Raw genomic sequence first — 18,578 nt, forward strand, 5'->3', positions numbered from 1 at the left:
TCTGCAAAAGGGGGAAAACACTGTTTTTACACATAATAAAATTACAACATTTTGGTTTGATTTTCAGATAAATAAGTAATTTTTGAATAATGCTTATGCAGAGCGGTGTTTAAAAAAGAATTTATATAATTATAACCCATCTACTTTCATTATTGACTTGATTGATTACATGAACTGATCCAAGTTAATTCATACTCTGTTTAAATTTTTTTAATAGTTTACCATAAAATAAGGATCAGATCTTAGGTCAAACGATGTAATAATGGCTACCAATAGCATATGAAAAATCCTCACATTTAAAAGTAAGGATCTCAATATAATAAACTGATATTTTTATTGATTAGAAAAACAAATTCAAAGTCGATTTCGCATTAAGTAAAGCTACTACCTTCGGAGACCAGGTGTTCAGCAAAATACAGATCGTTGTTTTTTGTTTTGGAAAGTAATAGGACTTCCCGCCAAACCCGAAGACATGGCCGTCATGACCCAGTGCTACACCTTGGTCAGAATCCAGCTTCATAAGACCAAGTCCATACTGCTTATTGTATTTCAGGTCAGGTTCCAGGCGGTTCAGATCATTATCAACAAAAGTTTCCAGTTGCTGCATAGAAGCGGGCGTCAGGATCTTACCCGTTATCAGAGCCTCTACAAATCTGGCAATGTTTGAAGCTGTAGAGATCATTCCGCCGTCTAAAGCACCTTCACCACCAATACCGTTATTGTCTATCTGGGTGACGTCATTCAGGTTGTTTCCTGCCGGATCTTCCGTATAATAAGACCGTGTAAGTTTCTTGGGAAGTGTAGTGCTTGCAAATGTATTACGCAGTCCCAGCGGATTGATGACCTTCTGATTCACGACCTCATAGGAAGGTTTTCCTGTAACCTTTGTAATAATTAGCGAAAGCAAAAGATAATTGGAATTGCTGTAATATCCCTTTCCTACAGGATCATCAGCAGGTTTGTCATAGATTAACGTCAGCGTTTGTGCGGCCGAATAATTAACAATACTGCCGTCGAAAACACCAGCGGAAATATCCTGCAAATAATTCCGGATACCCGCCCTGTGATTAAGGCACTGTTCAATAGTGACTTCATTGGCATTAGCAATACGATCTGTGATACTTTTAGGAAGATATTTATTGATTTTATCCTTAATATTCAGTAATCCTTCCTCCTGCAGCTTCAGGATCGTTGTTGCGGCAAACATTTTTGTCATACTCCCTACACGCAGCTCTTTATCGACCGTCATAGGACTGTTTTTCTCCCGGTCTGCTAAACCTCCGCTGCCTCTCCAGGTTCCTTGCGGCGAAATAACGGCAATGCTTACACCTACGGCTCCGGCCTCCATGAATTTGTCTACAATTTTCTGGTATTGATCACCATTGGGATGTGTGGCAGATGGGGCAGGCATATTGTCCTGCTCACAAGAATTAGATATAATAAGAACAGCAACTGTTGCTGCAATAAACCTTAGTTTTGTCATAAGAAATTTTAATATTTTTTGAATGATTGTTTTAGATTAAAACAAAATATTAATGATTAAAATGAGTATCTTAACTTAAGATGGTATTCTAGTTTTTCTCGTTTTAAAGCTTTCTTATATCGGTTTATTTTGAGGTAAATCTAACAATAAAAACCAGCTCTGAATCAACCGCTGTTTTAAAAATTTGTTAATTCTATAAAAAGTGAGTTGGGATCGTTATCTCAATATCCTTTTTTCCTAATTCAGAGTTTTTTTGGTATAAAACAGAGAAGGGAACCACAAACTCAACTTTTCTCAAATAACTTAATACTTAGAAACTAAATGTCTGGTTTCTGTCGGAAATGCTATTCTAAAAGTGATAATCACCATTGAAAAAGGTTAAATGTTATCATCAGCTTATGAGGCCAGCTTTAATCTGATAAAGAGTCAGGGAAGAATGGTAAAATCTCCATAAGAATAATTGATCTCATCAATAGAAACCCCGAAACCTTTCAATAAAATCACACAATAATATTAGTATTTAAATCTGAAGGGATTCTGTTTCGCTTCCAAGGCAGCTTTAAAAAAAATTCCAGAAAAGTCAAAATTGATTTTCAACACGTCAAGTTCTGTCGCTTTCAGCTCTGATATTTGCTCCAAGAAAAACACAGAAATGAGAACTGATATTAAATCCAATGGTGGATATCCTTTAGCAGACACCACCTTAAAAAATAGGCTAGCACCTGAAGTTGTTCTACTAAAAAGAATCTTCAAATTTAATTAAAGAAAGAAAAATAATGTCAACAAATAACACACCAACGCCTCCGGCATTTACCATCGGGGAATCCTTAATAGGAAAAGGGATTATTAACTACAAATCAACAAACAATATGGATACAGAAAACACGCCAACACAAACACTCTTCAGGTTTGTAAGCCTGCGAAGCCCTCAGCTATCTGATGAGAACGAACAGAGCAAGAGGTTTATGCTTGCACCGCAACAACTAAAAGACGATGAAACTTTTTACAAGCCAGTGGTAAATGCTGTAGGTTCAAAACATAGAAAACGTATTGAATGCGCCGCCGCTTTTGCTAATAATCCAAAATGTATTTCGTCTGGTCCTAATAGCACGTATAGCCTGGAAAGTTTTAAAATAACTTACGCTAGAGATTATCAATTTGCAGTTTGGCTTGTAAGAAATAAAGAGACCTGCGCTTACGGGGAATTTTTGGATAAGAAATCTGAGATCTATGACAATCAGCTTTTTCCAACCCCTGAATCAATAGATCTCTGGAACAACCTAATTTATCAGGTAATTGCTCAAAAGGACTTCTATATCAAAGAAATGGTCATACAGATACTTTTAACACAGCACGTTTTTTCTGCAACCAATGAAGAGGAATTAAGAATTCTTCTGAATGCCCAGGTTGTACTTCCTAAAGAATTAATGCTGGACGAAACTGCCTCTGGATATCAAATGCTTTCAAAAGCAGTTGACGACGAATTTAAACAAACTGTTCCGACTGAAGAAATGAAAAAACAGCAGCAGATTTCTGAGGGACAAGTAAAGCTCGGAAGATATGAAAGCCTGGCAAAGAATTTATCTCTCTTGGAGAAACAGTATAGAGATGAATATCAGAAAGAATATGATATTAGATATGAAGAGCATCAGGTAAGAATAGCGCCAATTATTAACGACTACAATAAGGAAGTAGCCGCAAATAGGGATAAATATTGTCCGACAAGAGCTCCCGGTGTAGCATATGATCCTAAAGATCCTTGTCAGCAGATTCCGAAAGTACCGGAACCGGTATTACCGAAATTAGATTTTCAGTTTCGTCCTGAAATTGAAGCAGAATATCTGGTATCGGTATTAAAACCTGAAAATCTAGACACCTTATTGGATGTTTTAGGATTTGAATTTCAAAATGTATCATCTGATAAAGAAAGAGCTGCTACAGGAGGAATTTCAGAACTTCATCAATTACTGGAAGGTAGAAATACTTTTTCTGAGATCAGCGCTTTAATCACAGAAGTAAAAGAAAACACCAACAGAATCATTGCACAGAATACAGAGACTAATACTGAAGTCTATACAAGTATCGGTGGAGTTATTGTTCCAATGGCAAGAACCGTTACTGTGCCTTTTACCTATCAGTTATGTCCAAAAGATATGTTCAGATTTTATGGGCTTGATATGGCGTTAAATGTTCCGGATGCCTCTTGGGATATTTCAGAAGTGTATCACGAATTAGTTAGCACTAATTTCCCAGTCAGAAGAGGAACTGAATTCATTAAATCCAGAAACGGGAATACTATTTTCTTGAATAATCTTTTAGGACAGGGAGTAGATTTCTCAGAATTTGAAGGTGCCTCATTTTATGTTGAAGTGTATTTTACTAACGGTAGAGTAGCTAAATTTAAAACACCGGGAATTACAGTAAAAAATTGTATTTCATCTAAATTTGATCTGGAGATTGAAGAAACAGAAAACCCTCCTGTGACGATTGATGATGAACAAAATTTTATCCCTTCCGGATTTGGCTTTAAACAAATTGGAATTGCTGATTATCTGAAAGTCGAGCAAAGTACCCATGCCTATGTAGAGGGAGAAGTCGCTCACATTGAGAATATCATGGCAAGGGAATACCGTGAAAAATCTACGAGAAAACTGAGAAGAAGCGAAAATACAACAACCTCATCTTCAGATACTGAAAGAGAGCAGCTTTCAGATACAACGACAGCCAACCGTTTTGAAATGCAGTCTGAGGTTTCTAAAATCTTACAGGAATCCAATGATTTTGCTGGTTTTGCTAACGCTAATTTTAAAGTAGGTCCTTCTTTCTCAATGAACGTAGGTGCAAATTATGCCAATCACAGATCCAAAGACGAAAGCACGAGACAGGCTGTCACACAGGCTCAGGATATTACGGCAAGGGCAATGGATAGAATTGTCACAAAAGTTCATGAAGAAAGAATTGAGAAAATTATTGATGAGTTCGAAGAAAACAATTCTCATGGATTTGATAACCGAAAAGGTGATAAAAATGTAGTAGGCGTTTACCGATGGGTAGATAAGCTGATGAAAAACCAGATCTATAACTACGGTAAGCGAATGATGTTTGAATTCATGGTTCCCGAACCTGCTAAACTACATTTATTGGGAATGACTTCTCAGAAAAACCCTGATCAGATTGATCTTATTAAACCGGAAGATCCAAGGACATCTGCTGTGATGAAAATGGAAAATTACGGGGCATTAGAATCAGATGCTGTTTTAAAATACTGGGCAGCAAAATATAATGTTGAAGTGCCTGAAAAGCCTGTAGAAAATTACAGCATAGGAAAATCATTAAGTGGCCAGTTTACAGATGAACATAGCGCAATACAGAATGCAGCTTTTAAAGATGAAATTCAGATTCCGGACAATTATGTGGCGGTAAGCTGCTTGGCAGGATATAGTGCAGCAGGAGATAGCAGTCAGTCTGCCATGTGTATTATGATAGGGGATCAGGATTTCTTCCATCATGGTTTCTGGTCGCAGTTAAAATTCTATCCAAGAAAACCTTTTGCCCAGCCATACTCAAAATCGGTTCCCATTTCTGCTACTTTTTATGAGATTTTCTCAGGATCAGCCAATTGTATTGTAGATCTTCAGTTGACAAAGGAAGCTAAAAATACGTGGTATCAGAAAGTATTTAAGGCGATTATGGATGCTTACGAAGATGCGCTTGTAGAATATAACAATAAGCTTGCAGAAGAGAAGAGTAAGGCTGTAGAGATCAAAGGTTCAAATCCGGCATTCTACCGTCAGATTGAAAATACAATTTTACGTAAAAACTGTATTTCTTATATGGCAGACAGAGCAACAGGATCAACACACGGATATGGCCTGGAAGGCTTAACAAGTGGCTCTTCTTTCAGCAATTATGAAACGGTTTTAAATAGTGATCTTGATAAATACACTGCTTTTGTGAAATTTATGGAGCAGGCTTTTGAATGGGAAAATCTTTCCTACAACCTGTATCCTTATTATTGGGGAAGCAAACAAAACTGGCTGAATCTTTACCAGTCAGAAGATACCGATCCGCTATTCAGAGCTTTCATGCAGAGTGGTATGGCCAGAGTGGTAGTGACTGTACGCCCAGGATTTGAAGAAACAGTGCAATTCTACCTGGCAACCGGAAAAATCTGGAATGGAGGAGAAGTTCCTGTCATTGGAGACGAACTTTATTTGTCTATTGCTGACGAAATGAAAGAACCAAAAGGTCTGAAACAAGGAAAAGCATGGATCACAAGACTTCCTACTGCTCTGAATATCCTTCAGGCAGAAAGTATCGGACTGAAAGTAAAACATGCATTGCCATTCAGTACTGAAAATCCGGATGATTTTGAAGTGCCTTCCGAAGTGATTACAGAAGAGAAATTCAATTTTGAGCATAATACGAACCTTTTAGGTGTTCAGGAACCTGCAACATCATCTGAGAAAGTGATTTCCGGAGATTGGCAGCAGATTAATTAATCACATTTAACTAAAAACAAAAAATATGTCTACTATAGGAAAAATTATTAGAGTAAATGCATTACCTCCGCAAGGGCAAAGGGAAACCAATGTTATTTACCAAGTAGCTGAACCCGGTTCAGCTACTTATACAGACTATGCCATTGATGAAAATGGAGATATGAAAACTCCGGCAGCTGCTAACGTATCTCCACTTTTTAATCCCAATACTAATATTGAAGCTCAAGGCGGGCAACAAATTTCAGAATATGTATCAAAAAGAGTAGAAATTCAAGATACAGTTTTTATAAATAGTTCAATTGAAAGTGACGCGAAGCAAGTAACCGCATCTGGCTTAGTTACCACTACTGCTGTGTCCAATGTTCGGGGTGTATCAATTTCCATCGGAGTCGTACCGAATACTTTTAATAAAATTTATGTGTCATTTGCTCAAGATTCTGTAACTCCAATAACTGAAATAGAAGTGCGCTTATTTCAGGGTAAAAAAGTTGATGGTACATTAATTGCGAAAAAAAGACAGACGGTAACTGCATCGACAACTAATGACTTTACTACTACTGTTCAATTTGATTCTAATATACAGTATAGCGGTGAATTGTGGATTCAGATTCTTACAAATAATCCTTTTTCATACAAGAGGGTTGCAACTGCTACGCGTACATCAGCCTTAGGATATGGCGCTCCATTTGTCACAACTATAAATGATCTAAATGCAACTTCTTTTCCCAATTCGCAGGGATATGTAGATATGTATGTAGAATTCAATAGAATTGATGGAGGTATTAAACTTACAGATGAAGGAAAGTCGGTTGTAATAAACCCTTTAACAGGCGATAAGAAGAGCATAAATATTACGGGTAATTATACGGCGCTAAACAATTACTTAAAAAGTGATGGAACAATGTCGAATTCTCAAAATTGGAGAACTACTGAAATGATGTTTCTATCGCCGGGAAATTATGAGTTTTATGGAAAAAATACAACTATTTCCGTTGGAGTAGTTGGTTATAAGGCTGATAATTCAGTAGTGGCTTTAGTACCAACAGGAGATTTTTCAATAACTCCTTATCCTTTTAATATTACAGATGATATTGTTTCTATACGTGCGTGTGGATATATAGACCAGCCCCCCAAAATTATTAAGAAAGGGTTTTTGATCAAAAATGATTTTTTAACTGCTGATAAAAGAATTCAAGTTCCTTTAACTTGGAATTGCGTTGGGCATTCAATTTGGGCATATGATGGTGTTGCAATATCAGAGACAAATGTTTATGAAGGAATTCAAACACTTGTAAAGCGTATTTTTAAATTTGAAGGTTATAATAAATACTGTTATTCAGGATTTTCGCTTGGTGCTACAGCCTTGGATGATGCTAACTCTTTAGCTTTACGCTTGAACGTTTTCACCGATGCAAGCGTAGGATTTTGGACTATTGACACTATAACGAACGATTTTAAACGAAATATTCCTATTGGAACTATTTCAGATTATGACAATTCAACAGGTGTGCTGACTTATTATGGTGCTTTGCGGGCATTCCGTGATAGAGTTGTTGCGTTGCAGCCCAACGGATATAATTCACCGGTGATAGCGTTTAACGCTTTGAAACGAAATAATTCTGGCTATACATCCACCTCAGCAAATACAAAAGGTCACACACTATTAAATTATGAAGCAGCAATTATGACAATTTGTGCACTTAATGGGTGGGATTTTGTAGATCAATATAGACAATCCGAAATCACGGATGAAACATTAATGATTACAACTAATGACGGTTTGCACCCTAATAATTTCGGATATAAATTAGTGGCAAAGTCTGTGATTAATGCTATTTGGCGATTAGTAAAGAGTTTAAAATGAAATGTACTTAATTAAAGTGAAATTTATTTCTCCTAGTCTAAGTTATTAGGATGTAACCCATGCACAGTGTATTTATTAAGGTTTTGTCTCTTTAGGCAGGGAAAAGAATTACGACTGGATGCATTTCTAGTTTGGAAATTTTAAACGTGATTTAAAATTAAATTAAAAAGCCTTTCAAACACAACTGAAAGGCTTTATTATAGTTGACGCAATTATACTGTTTTTTTCTTTACATTTAGTTTTGCGAAAATTTACGATTAGATTTGCAGAAAGGTTTGAGAGCAATGGCAATTTCTTTGTTTTTGGATTTGAATACATGGCATTTTCATCGTAGTCGACTACAATTTTTGCAAACATCAGAATGGGTAGAACCAAGTTGTGGTGCTTTTGATCATATTTCTGGGGTTAAACTAGAAAATTTAGGTATAGATTTTATAGAAATAGCAAATGAAACAGGACAGACAACCAGACAGGAGTATTTACTCATTTATAAAGGGTTACCAGTAGCTAAAGGAAATAAATATATAAGGAAATATGTTAACCTGATCAATAAAGTCAAGCAGGCTAGTTACAACGAAGAAAAACTAATTGATGTTTTAGAAGAAGCATTTGATGATACATGGATGTTTTTCGATAAGGAACCTGCCTCTGGAGTAAAATATTCTACCACGAGTCTAGAAAATATGTATACTGTTGGCTCCAAAAAGGATTTTGAAAAGGGAGTGAAGTACCTTACTGAAAAGGAACGTACTTCCTACGAAGTGTTTGTTCAATATGATAAGATAGTTGATTCAGAAGGAAATTTGATTGATACTTACGTAAGTATATCTACTTTAGAAGATGGTACTTCGGTTAAAACTGAATATGCTATTTTCGTTATGTCTGAAGAGGGAAAAATCTACTTGTCAAAAAACAGACAGGTTGGAGAGTTTCATCATTCTTCATTTTTGGAGGGGAAACCAATATCTGCAGGTGGAGAAATACTTATCAAGCAAGGCAGAATAAAAGAGATAAATAATGGGAGTGGCCACTACAGGCCAACCTTAGATCTTGTAGAAAAAAATACAATAAAGGAACTACAGAATAGGGGATATTTTAATATTGAGAACCCAAAAGAAAATATTCAATTCAAATCAGAATTTTAAAATTATGGATAACATATTATTAGGAGATGTTTTACATAGTGTTTTACATTTTCAAAAAGTAAGTCAAATTTATACACATAGAGATATTTATAAATATGTAGTAGCAGATATAGATTTATCTAATTTAAAAATAGATATTGTTTTAAGGAATAAAGAAGTTTTTGAATGGGTTATACAGCATCCAGAGTATGATTATAAGAGTCTCTTAGAGTCTTCCTATAGCAATGAAGAACTTTTTCGGTTTTTTAAAATCTATTATAAGGATATTATTTTCAAATTAGATAAATATTTTAGCGAGAATTATCTTATCAAGTTATCAGAAATAGATACATTATAATTTATTTATATAGAATCCCCCAACCAGCGTGAAACCCACGCTGGTTTTTTATTTCTCAAAATAAATCGTAAAATTTTATTCACAGTAAATCAGTATGTTATAATTCAATTTTATCTTTTTTTCAAAATGCCACGCAAGATTTTCCAAAAAACGGATTTTATAGATGAGTACTCAATACAACCAATGTTTAATGTTAAAAAAATAATGAAATGAAGAATTTAATAGTACTTAAGGTTATTACTACCGTTTTGGTTATCTCAATTATCTTCTCCCTGTTCTCATGCATGAATGAGGACAGGATAGAATTACCACCTGTAAAGCTGGAAGATATAAACGGCAATTATAAAGGAAGGCTGATCACCATGCAGGGAGAGTTTAGAGCAGAGAAAATTGTAGACTTTAAAATAAAAAAAGATACCCTGGCATTTCCGGAGTTTCCATTAAAGGAAATTGTAATGACTGTTGTGAAAGATCCTGTAAAGGCACAAAAAGCCTTAACAGAAATGGGGAAGGTGAAATATAACCTGAATTATACGTCCGTATTAAATGCTGAAAAAAATTGGGTGGAACTTACTTTTGTTCCTAAAGAACTGGAACTTCAGATTCCTGTGGATGGAGTTAATAAAAAGACAACGGTCACCCTCACAGCAAAGCAGAAAGGTTATTTTGCTGCAGATTATTCACTGAGATTTGCTTTTGCAGCTGAAAAAATTACGGTGGATGGAGTAGTAGTGAATCCCTTTGAAATTATTTATTACAATTTTCCTTACTGTATAAAGAATTAATTGATAGATAATATAAACAATAGATTGTGTTTTGCCGGATGCAGTCTATTTTTGCTTTAAATTTTTAATCGGCCGATAAATCAACCCGGACCTTATTCGTACATGGAAGAAAACAAAGAGCAGATTTTGATAAGGCGCCTTCTTATGAAGGAAGAAGCTGCCTGGAAAGAACTTTTCGGATCCTATTCTGGAAGTCTTTCAGGAATCTGTTCGCGGTATATTTCTGGAAAAGATGATGTCCGGGATGTTCTTCAGAACAGTTTTATCAATATGTTCCGCTCCATAAAAAGTTTTGAATACAGAGGAAGCGGTTCACTCAAAGGCTGGATGATCAGAATCACCATTAATGAAGCTTTAAAACATATAAAACAGCATTCCGGTACAGCTACGGATACGGATATATCTGAATTTCCTGATATTCCCAATGAAGAAGAGCCCGATTTGGAAGAAATTCCGAAAGCTGCCATTATGAAAATGATACAGTCGCTTCCGGATGGCTACAGAACGGTTTTCAACTTGTTTGTGTTTGAGAAAAAAAGCCACAAAGAGATTGCCGGACTTTTAGGAATTGCAGAGAACTCTTCCGCCTCTCAGTTTCACAGGGCGAAAGGACTGTTGATCCAGAGAATTAATGAATTTAAAATGTCAAAAAAAGCACAATATGAATAATCAGTGGCTAAATGACCTGCAGAGGAAAATGGAAGACCACGAAGAGGATATTCCGGACGGATTGTGGGAAGATATTAAAGATGAGCTTTTTTCTGATGAAGAAAACGCATTATTGGGTACCGTGATGCCTGGAAATGAAGATGAAAAACCAAAGGAGTTAATTTTACCAAGCAAAGGGAAATCAGCATTTTATCGTATCGCAGGAATTGCTGCAGCTATTGTTATATTATTCTTTACAGGAAAGTTGCTTTTAAATTTCAATGGTGAAAAAAACACCTCTCACATCACAAAAAAAACTGATAATTCGGACAGTAGTAAAGAAACAGACAGAAATGTTTCAGAGTTGCCAAAATCAGATGCGAGTGAAGATGAACAGATTAAAACAGATGAGGATAAACAATACGGCAGTCTTGGAAATATCCTAACAGAAAGATCTTGCATAAATGAAATTATAAAAGATCCATTAAATAAACAAGCCAAGGATGGAAAATTAATAATGGAACTCGGTATAAAACCCAGCGGTTTAATGTTTTTGGCAGAGAGAAATCTATCTGATCACATTTCTTTTCCTGTTAATATCAATCCGGTTTCGGCAGATAAAAGCCCTTTAGAGGAAGTTTTAAATGACAAAGAAAATAGGTTATCGGAAAAGTATGCAGACAATAATAAAGCTAAAATTCCCGGACGCCAGTCCAAAAAATGGATGCTCAGTATGCTGACCGGAAATGTTTCCTCAAATGCTTCCGATCAGAAGTTTCCGGGCTATGCCTCCATTAGTGGAAGTCCCATGACCTTCAGTGATATGTGGATTTCCGGAACAGATCCTGACCCTCTTACTGAAGTACTGCTGGCCAACCAAAGCAAGGAAGTCGAAGCAAGGATAAGACATAAAATTCCTGTTACATTTGGTCTTTCGATGTATTATAATTTAGGAAAAAGGTGGGGTATAGGAACTGGGATCAATTATACAAAACTAACTTCGGAACTACATTCAGGAAGTACTTCCAATTATATAAAAGGCGAGCAGAGTATCCATTATATTGGTATTCCTGTACAGGTAAATTATAATGTAATTCAGAAAGGCCGGTTTACGGGATATGTGACGGGTGGAGTGCTTGCCGAAAAAGCAGTTGCTGGAAAACTCAGAACAAAATATATCGTCAATGATGAGGTGCAGGACACCCAGGAAGAAAAACTGGATGTTAAACCTGTGCAGTTTTCAGTCAATTCAGCGGTAGGACTACAGGTGAAAATTATTGATAAAATAGGGATTTATGCGGAGCCGGGAATTGGGTATCACTTTAAGAATAATAGTGAACTCAACACTATTTATAAAGAAAAACCTTTGAATTTTAATATGAAGTTCGGAATCAGGCTCCTGCTGGACTGATACCCACAATAGACGACATCAAACCTTAAATATTTAAATATGAAAACCAAACTAATTTTTTTGGCTTTATTATTCATGGCTATTCTGAATATAAAAGCCCAGTGCAATCCTACCATTACCAGCCCAAGACTGGGACTGAAATTTCCTGATAAGATACTGTTCTGCAACACTGAAACAGAGGTGCTTTCTACCCAGGCATTCGGAAGTTATCAGTGGTACAAACAGCAATGGACCTGGCAGACACCAAACACCAATCCCTGGACTGCTATACCTGGAGCTGTTTCACAGACATTGACGATCAACGGAAATGATGACCAGCTGTATTACTTTAAAGTTGAGGTTACTCAAGGTGACTGTACTGCAGAAAGCCCTGCTGTGATGGCAGACGGATTTGCTTATGGCCTGCCCTCTATGCTCAGCACCTTTACCCCCGGAACTTTTCAGGAGATAGGACAAGGAGAATATAATATCTGTGCCGGAGCTTCTGTGCAATTTGATGATGTTTTTCCTGATCTTTATGGTACCCATGTTTGGTATAAGTGCATTCCGAACAGCCCGCCACCTTCGGCCGGAGATCCGTGTGTGATTAGTGGGGCCGTGGGAGATACTTATACTGCTACAGAATCTGGAGAATATGGATTTTATGCCTGCACAGAGTATTGCCCGGATCAGTGTGAATTTTTAGGAACAGGAAATTTCGTTAAGCTCAATTTTGGAAGCTGGGAATTCTGTAGTCTTGGAACTGGTGAAGTGAAACATAAGGAAAACAATCTGAAGGTATATCCAAATCCTGCCTCACAGTTTCTTTTTATCGGGAAAGAATCCGACAAAACTTACAAAGAGGTTTCTATTATTGAAATGTCAGGAAAGATTGTCCTTCAGAAAAACGAACACCGATTCAATGAACCTATTGATGTAAGTAGTCTTGTTCCGGGAAATTATATCATCCTTTCTAAAGATTCCAAAGGAAATACCTATAAAAATAAGTTTATAAAAAAATAATCGTACACATCCTAGTTAGTTTTTTTAATTATGACAAGCCGGTACAGAGAAAGTCTCTGCCGGCTTGTCTTTTGTTGATATTTTTTTCAAAAAATATTATGAATCAGAAAGTTGTTCATTATTAGATCAATTTTTTAAAATAATATATTATTTATATTTACTTCAAAAAACACCAATCATGCTAATAAAAATTTATGGAAGCGCCATCTTCGGAGTCGCTGCACAAACCATTACTATTGAAGTAAATGTGGACACAGGAGGAGTAGGCTACCATCTTGTTGGACTTCCCGATAATGCCATCAAAGAAAGCAGTTACAGAATCTCTGCAGCCTTAAAGAATGTAGGATATAAAATTCCCGGTAAAAAGATCACGATTAATATGGCGCCTGCAGATCTCAGAAAAGAAGGTGCTGCTTACGACCTCTCTATTGCAATAGGGATCCTTGCCGCATCAGATCAGATCCTTGCCGAAAATATCCATCAGTATGTTATCATGGGTGAGCTTTCCCTTGATGGTAGCCTGCAGCCTATAAAAGGAGTTTTGCCTATCGCAATTCAGGCACGTGAAGAGGGTTTTAAAGGAATTATACTTCCTAAGCAAAACACCCGCGAAGCTGCCATTGTAGATAATCTGGAAGTTTATGGAGCCGAAAATATCAAAGAAGTAATTGATTTTTTTAACGAAGGAAAGCCTATCGAAAGAGTAGTACTGGACACCAGAAAAGAGTTCCAGGAAAAAATGAACGATTTCTCATTTGATTTTTCTGAGGTTAAAGGCCAGGAAACAGCAAAAAGAGCCATGGAAATAGCTGCTGCCGGCGGACACAATATCATCCTCATCGGGCCTCCCGGAAGCGGAAAGACCATGCTCGCCAAAAGAGTTCCGGGCATTCTTCCTCCTTTAACCCTGAAAGAAGCTTTAGAAACAACAAAAATACATTCTGTAGCCGGTAAAATGGGCGCAGAAACGTCTCTTATGACCGTAAGGCCCTTTCGTTCGCCACATCATACCATTTCAGACGTTGCATTGGTTGGCGGCGGCAGCTACCCCCAGCCTGGAGAAATCTCGCTTGCCCACAACGGCGTCTTATTTCTTGATGAAATGCCGGAGTTCAAAAGAACCGTTTTAGAAGTTATGAGACAACCTCTTGAAGACCGTGAAGTAACAATTTCCAGAGCCCGGTTTACTGTAAACTACCCTGCAAGCTTCATGCTCGTAGCTTCTATGAATCCAAGCCCCAGCGGTTTTTTTCCGGATGATCCGGGCAACACCTCATCCGTTTACGAAATGCAGCGGTATATGAACAAACTTTCAGGACCCTTATTAGACAGGATCGATATTCATATAGAAGTACAGAAAGTTGAATTTGAACAGCTGGCAGAAAAAAGAAAAGGCGAAAAAAGTTCAGATATCCGGGAACGGGTACTCAAGGCACGGAATATTCAGAATGAACGATATAAGGATCTCAATATCAGTTATAATGCTCAGATTGGACCTAAAGAAATTGAAGCATTCTGCAGTTTGGATGAAACCTCGATGCATCTCATTAAACTTGCTATGGAAAAACTCAATCTTTCGGCAAGAGCCTATGACCGTATCCTAAAAGTGGCCAGGACAGCAGCTGATCTGGAAGGAGTTGAAAATATACTATCCCATCATATTTCAGAAGCCATACAATACAGGAGTCTGGATCGGGAATTTTGGAATGTGTAAATTGTGAAATTCTCAATATGGTTGGGGAAAATACATTCTGATCGTTTTAATTTCCCCCGACTATTTTGTTGATCAGTAGAACATATTTTTTTTTTTTGATATATTGTTTACTTTTTGGTTTAAATCATACATGCTAATCACAATATTTAAATCCCTATTTGGAGAAAATTTATGATTATTTATTTTTTTATATTTAAAAATTATGTTAAATTTAATTGCCAAATTTTTAAAAATATTACATTATGAAAGAAAAATCAACAGAAAAGGCATGAGCTTCTCAATTCTAGCTTATGATAGGCACAGAATGCATAACATTCTTTGTAGCTAATAGGTACTAGGCTGTTTTTACACAGACCTAACGTCCTGCTATAATGCAGTTCATCTGAAACTATTATCACCAACAAAACCAAAAACTAATATGCCAAATACAATATCAACGCCATCGGGGCAGCCCGCTGGTGTACCGGTCTTTTTATCCCCTGAAGACAGAGAAAGACTTCTCAATGATTTTAACAAAACAAATTGGGATTATCACAAAGAAGAAACATTGGTCTCTCTTTTCAAAAAACAGGCACTCCTGCATCCCAAAAATTTCGCCGCTGTTTATCAGGAAAACAGGATGAATTACATTGAGCTTGATCAGAAAAGCAATCAGCTTGCTAATGTCCTTTTAGAAAAAGGAGTTAAAGAAGGAATGTTTGTTCCCGTATGGCTGGACCGATCGTTGGAGTGGCTTGTTGTCATCCTGGGTATTTTGAAGACAGGAGCCGCTTACGTCCCGATAGATCCTGGGTACCCTGTAAAACGTGTAGAATACATTCTTGCAGATACCTCAGCGGAAATACTTATTACCGATACGCAGCGGGGGAACTTACTGAGAGAAGGGATTAATGCTGAAATTTTTCATCTGGATAATACAGAAAGCCTGTCTCATTTATCTGCGGAACTGCCCGATATTACTATAAATCAGGATGCATTAGCCTATACTATCTACACATCCGGATCAACAGGTAACCCTAAAGGGGTCATGATTTCCCATCATAGCATTCAACATTTGGTTACATGGCACAATCAGTATTTTCATGTTGACGACACCTCACATCTTACCCTTGTTGCAGGATTGGCATTCGATATCTCTGTATGGGAAATCTGGTCAGCGCTTATTGCCGGTGCCATACTGTATATTGCGGACAATGAAGATAGAGTAGGACCTTCAGAGCTTGTGAATTTTTACCGCAGAAATCAGATTACCCATGGATTTGTCCCTTCTGTTCTTGCTCCTTCCGTTGTTGAAGAAACCAGAAAATATAATGATCTTAAACTCAAATACCTCTTTACAGCAGGGGGAAAAACTTAAACCCGTACTCACCAGCGAATTAAGTTATGAATTAATTGATTATTACGGTCCTACCGAATGCGCAGTTTTTGCTACCTTCAAGAAGGTTAAAGATATTAATGGGCGGTATGTTTCTTCAATCGGAAGGCCAATAGCCAATGCACAGGCTTATATTTTAGGAGAAAATAACGAGCTGTTGCCGGTAGGGGCTGTAGGAGAACTGCATATCGGAGGAAATCTTCTGGCTCAAGGCTATCTTAATAATGAAGAACTCACGACATCCAAATTCATTAACAGTCCATTCAGAGAAAATGAAAAGCTCTACCGTACCGGTGATCTTGCCCGCTGGAAGCCAGATGGAGATATTGAATTTTTAGGAAGGATAGATAATCAGGTGAAAGTTAGAGGCTTTCGCGTGGAATTGGGCGAAATTGAACGCTGTCTTGCCCGTTTGGAAGGAATACAGGAAGCTGCAGTCATTACAAAAGACCATGGAAGTAATAAATATATTGTAGCTTTTATCATCATAAAGCCCGGTGAAAAAGCAGATGCTGCATGGGTAAGACAACAGCTGAAAGAAGAACTGCCCGGCTATATGATTCCGGCTCAGATTATCAATGTTGATAAAATACCATTGACGGCCAACGGAAAAACAGACACTCATTTGCTGAAGGAATGGGCAGACAAAGAGGCAAAAGAGCTTATTTCTACAGAACCTCCCACCAACGAAACCGAAAGAATTATAGCAGATATCTGGGCAGAAGAGCTGGAACGTCCGGTGATTAATATGACGGATAATTTCTTTGACATCGGTGGAAACTCCCTTCTTGTCGCTATAGTGGCAACCGCCCTGAATTCAAGATTGGATACTAAAATCTATATGAGGGATATTTACCAGTTCCCGGTCCTCAGGCAGCTTGCTGATGAATTGATCATCAGAGCCAAAGAAGCTCGGGAGGCCATTCCGAAGGAAGATGTAGAGCCGTATGTAGCCCTTCAACAGGATGTTTATCTGGCTCCGGGAACCGTTTTTGCGGGAGGTTTTGATCCCAAGCAACTGGAAAAGCCTAAAACCATATTTTTGACCGGAGTTACCGGATTTGTAGGGATTCATTTGCTTCAGGAGCTTTTAGATACCACATCTGCAGATATTTACTGTCTCGTAAGAGCGCAGGATGAATTTCATGCTGTAGAGAAAATAGACCGCTGCTATAAACAGTATCATATTGATAGAAAAGAAGAGCAGAAACCGAGAATCATTCCGGTAATAGGAGATTTATCCCTTCCATTATTAGGTCTTTCTGAAGAGGAATTCAAAAAACTTGCAGGAGTGCTGGATCTTATTTATCACTCTGGAAGCTCCGTTAATTTTATAGAACCTTATTCTTATATGAAAGCACCGAATGTAGAAGGATTAAGGGAAATTATAAAGCTTGCCGGTGCCGAAAGAACCAAATGCCTTGCGTTGTTATCTACCATTTCTGTTTACAGTTGGGGCCATGTTTTCACAGGCAAAAAAGTAATGCTTGAAAGTGATGATATTGAACAGAATATTATGTCAGTAAGCAAAGATATTGGCTATGTAAGGAGTAAATATGTGATGGAGGCTATTGCTGATCTAGCAGCTAAAGAAGGTCTCCCGTTAATCACCTATCGCCTTGGCTATGCCATGTGTCACAGCGAAACGGGTGCCAGTGCTCCTTACCAATGGTGGTCCGGTCTCGTGAAAAATTGTGTTGAATTTAAATCTTATCCTTTGCTGACAGAGCTAAGGGAAGGACTGATCACAGTAGATTATATGACCCAATCTATGGCTCACATCACAAAAAATAAAGATGCGGTTGGTAAAAAGTTCAACCTGATTGCAAAGCCGGAAACCAATCTTACTCTTGAAAATTTCTTTGGTTTGCTAAAGAAATACTACCCGTTTACGCTTGAGGGGCTTCCTTATAAAGAATGGAGAAAGCAGTGGGAAGATGACCGTAAAAACAGGCTCTACCCGCTGACCAGTCTCTTTAAGGATAATATGCATGAAGGACTTTCCACGGTGGAGCTCTATCAGAATACCTATGTCTGGGATTGTTCTAATGTGATGAAGTTCCTTGAAGGATCTGGTATTGAGGAGCCGATATTTGATAAGAAAATGCTGGATTTATATTTGAAATATCTGGGAATTCTGAAATAAAATAAAACTTTGAAATGGCCTTGGTCTATCATCCGGCTTTCTTGTGAGTCTGCAGTTGAAGAAAATCGCTGCCGTTAAATGATGAATTAGTCCAGGTGCCAATGACTGCGAACTAAGTACAGGCGCAACAACATAAGCTGTCTGCACTTTCAACGTGAAATATACA

At 37.4% G+C, this 18,578-nt stretch carries 12 protein-coding genes; 11 read left to right on the plus strand and 1 reads right to left on the minus strand.

From position 1 onward, the window contains the following. Positions 1-340: 340 nt before the first annotated feature. Positions 341-1,483, minus strand: a complete 1,143-nt coding sequence (locus QF044_RS18750; RefSeq protein ID WP_307270567.1) for a serine hydrolase — start codon at positions 1,481-1,483, stop codon at positions 341-343. Positions 1,484-2,259: 776 nt separating this feature from the next. Between QF044_RS18750 and QF044_RS18755 the strand changes: the two genes are divergently transcribed. The 11 genes from QF044_RS18755 to QF044_RS18805 all read left to right on the plus strand — a co-directional run bounded on the left by QF044_RS18755 (position 2,260) and on the right by QF044_RS18805 (position 18,412). Beyond that, on the plus strand, positions 2,260-5,985 hold the full coding sequence (locus QF044_RS18755; protein WP_307270569.1) for a hypothetical protein: 3,726 nt from the start codon (positions 2,260-2,262) through the stop codon (positions 5,983-5,985). 25 nt (positions 5,986-6,010) lie between these two features. Next, positions 6,011-7,849, plus strand: a complete 1,839-nt coding sequence (locus QF044_RS18760) for a hypothetical protein (protein ID WP_307270571.1) — start codon at positions 6,011-6,013, stop codon at positions 7,847-7,849. Positions 7,850-8,196: 347 nt separating this feature from the next. Next, positions 8,197-8,994: a hypothetical protein gene (locus tag QF044_RS18765; protein WP_307270573.1), complete on the plus strand. Its 798-nt coding sequence runs from the start codon at positions 8,197-8,199 to the stop codon at positions 8,992-8,994. 4 nt (positions 8,995-8,998) lie between these two features. Further along, the gene (locus QF044_RS18770) at positions 8,999-9,331 is read left to right on the plus strand and encodes a hypothetical protein (RefSeq protein ID WP_307270577.1); all 333 of its coding nucleotides are present in this window, start codon (positions 8,999-9,001) and stop codon (positions 9,329-9,331) included. Between the two features lie 209 nt (positions 9,332-9,540). Then, positions 9,541-10,116, plus strand: coding sequence for a DUF4840 domain-containing protein (locus QF044_RS18775; RefSeq protein WP_307270579.1), 576 nt, complete (start codon positions 9,541-9,543; stop codon positions 10,114-10,116). Between the two features lie 102 nt (positions 10,117-10,218). Next, entirely contained in the window at positions 10,219-10,785 is a 567-nt protein-coding gene (locus QF044_RS18780; protein ID WP_307270580.1) for an RNA polymerase sigma factor, read from the plus strand. Continuing rightward, a complete protein-coding gene (locus QF044_RS18785) occupies positions 10,778-12,175 on the plus strand; it encodes a porin family protein (protein ID WP_307270582.1) in 1,398 nt (465 codons plus the stop codon). The genes QF044_RS18780 and QF044_RS18785 overlap by 8 nt, the downstream gene beginning before the upstream one ends. Before the next feature lie 39 nt (positions 12,176-12,214). After that, positions 12,215-13,177, plus strand: a complete 963-nt coding sequence (locus QF044_RS18790; RefSeq protein WP_307270584.1) for a T9SS type A sorting domain-containing protein — start codon at positions 12,215-12,217, stop codon at positions 13,175-13,177. Positions 13,178-13,355: 178 nt separating this feature from the next. Further along, positions 13,356-14,891 carry a YifB family Mg chelatase-like AAA ATPase gene (locus tag QF044_RS18795; protein WP_307270587.1) on the plus strand — a complete coding sequence of 512 codons (1,536 nt, stop codon included), beginning with the start codon at positions 13,356-13,358 and terminating at the stop codon, positions 14,889-14,891. Positions 14,892-15,309: 418 nt separating this feature from the next. Beyond that, positions 15,310-16,248, plus strand: coding sequence for an AMP-binding protein (locus QF044_RS18800; protein WP_307270589.1), 939 nt, complete (start codon positions 15,310-15,312; stop codon positions 16,246-16,248). Beyond that, on the plus strand, positions 16,202-18,412 hold the full coding sequence (locus tag QF044_RS18805; protein ID WP_307270592.1) for a thioester reductase domain-containing protein: 2,211 nt from the start codon (positions 16,202-16,204) through the stop codon (positions 18,410-18,412). Before QF044_RS18800 ends, QF044_RS18805 begins: the two co-directional genes overlap by 47 nt. The last annotated feature ends 166 nt before the right edge of the window (positions 18,413-18,578 follow it).

The organism is Chryseobacterium sp. W4I1 (assembly GCF_030816115.1).
Taxonomy (GTDB): Bacteria; Bacteroidota; Bacteroidia; order Flavobacteriales; family Weeksellaceae; genus Chryseobacterium.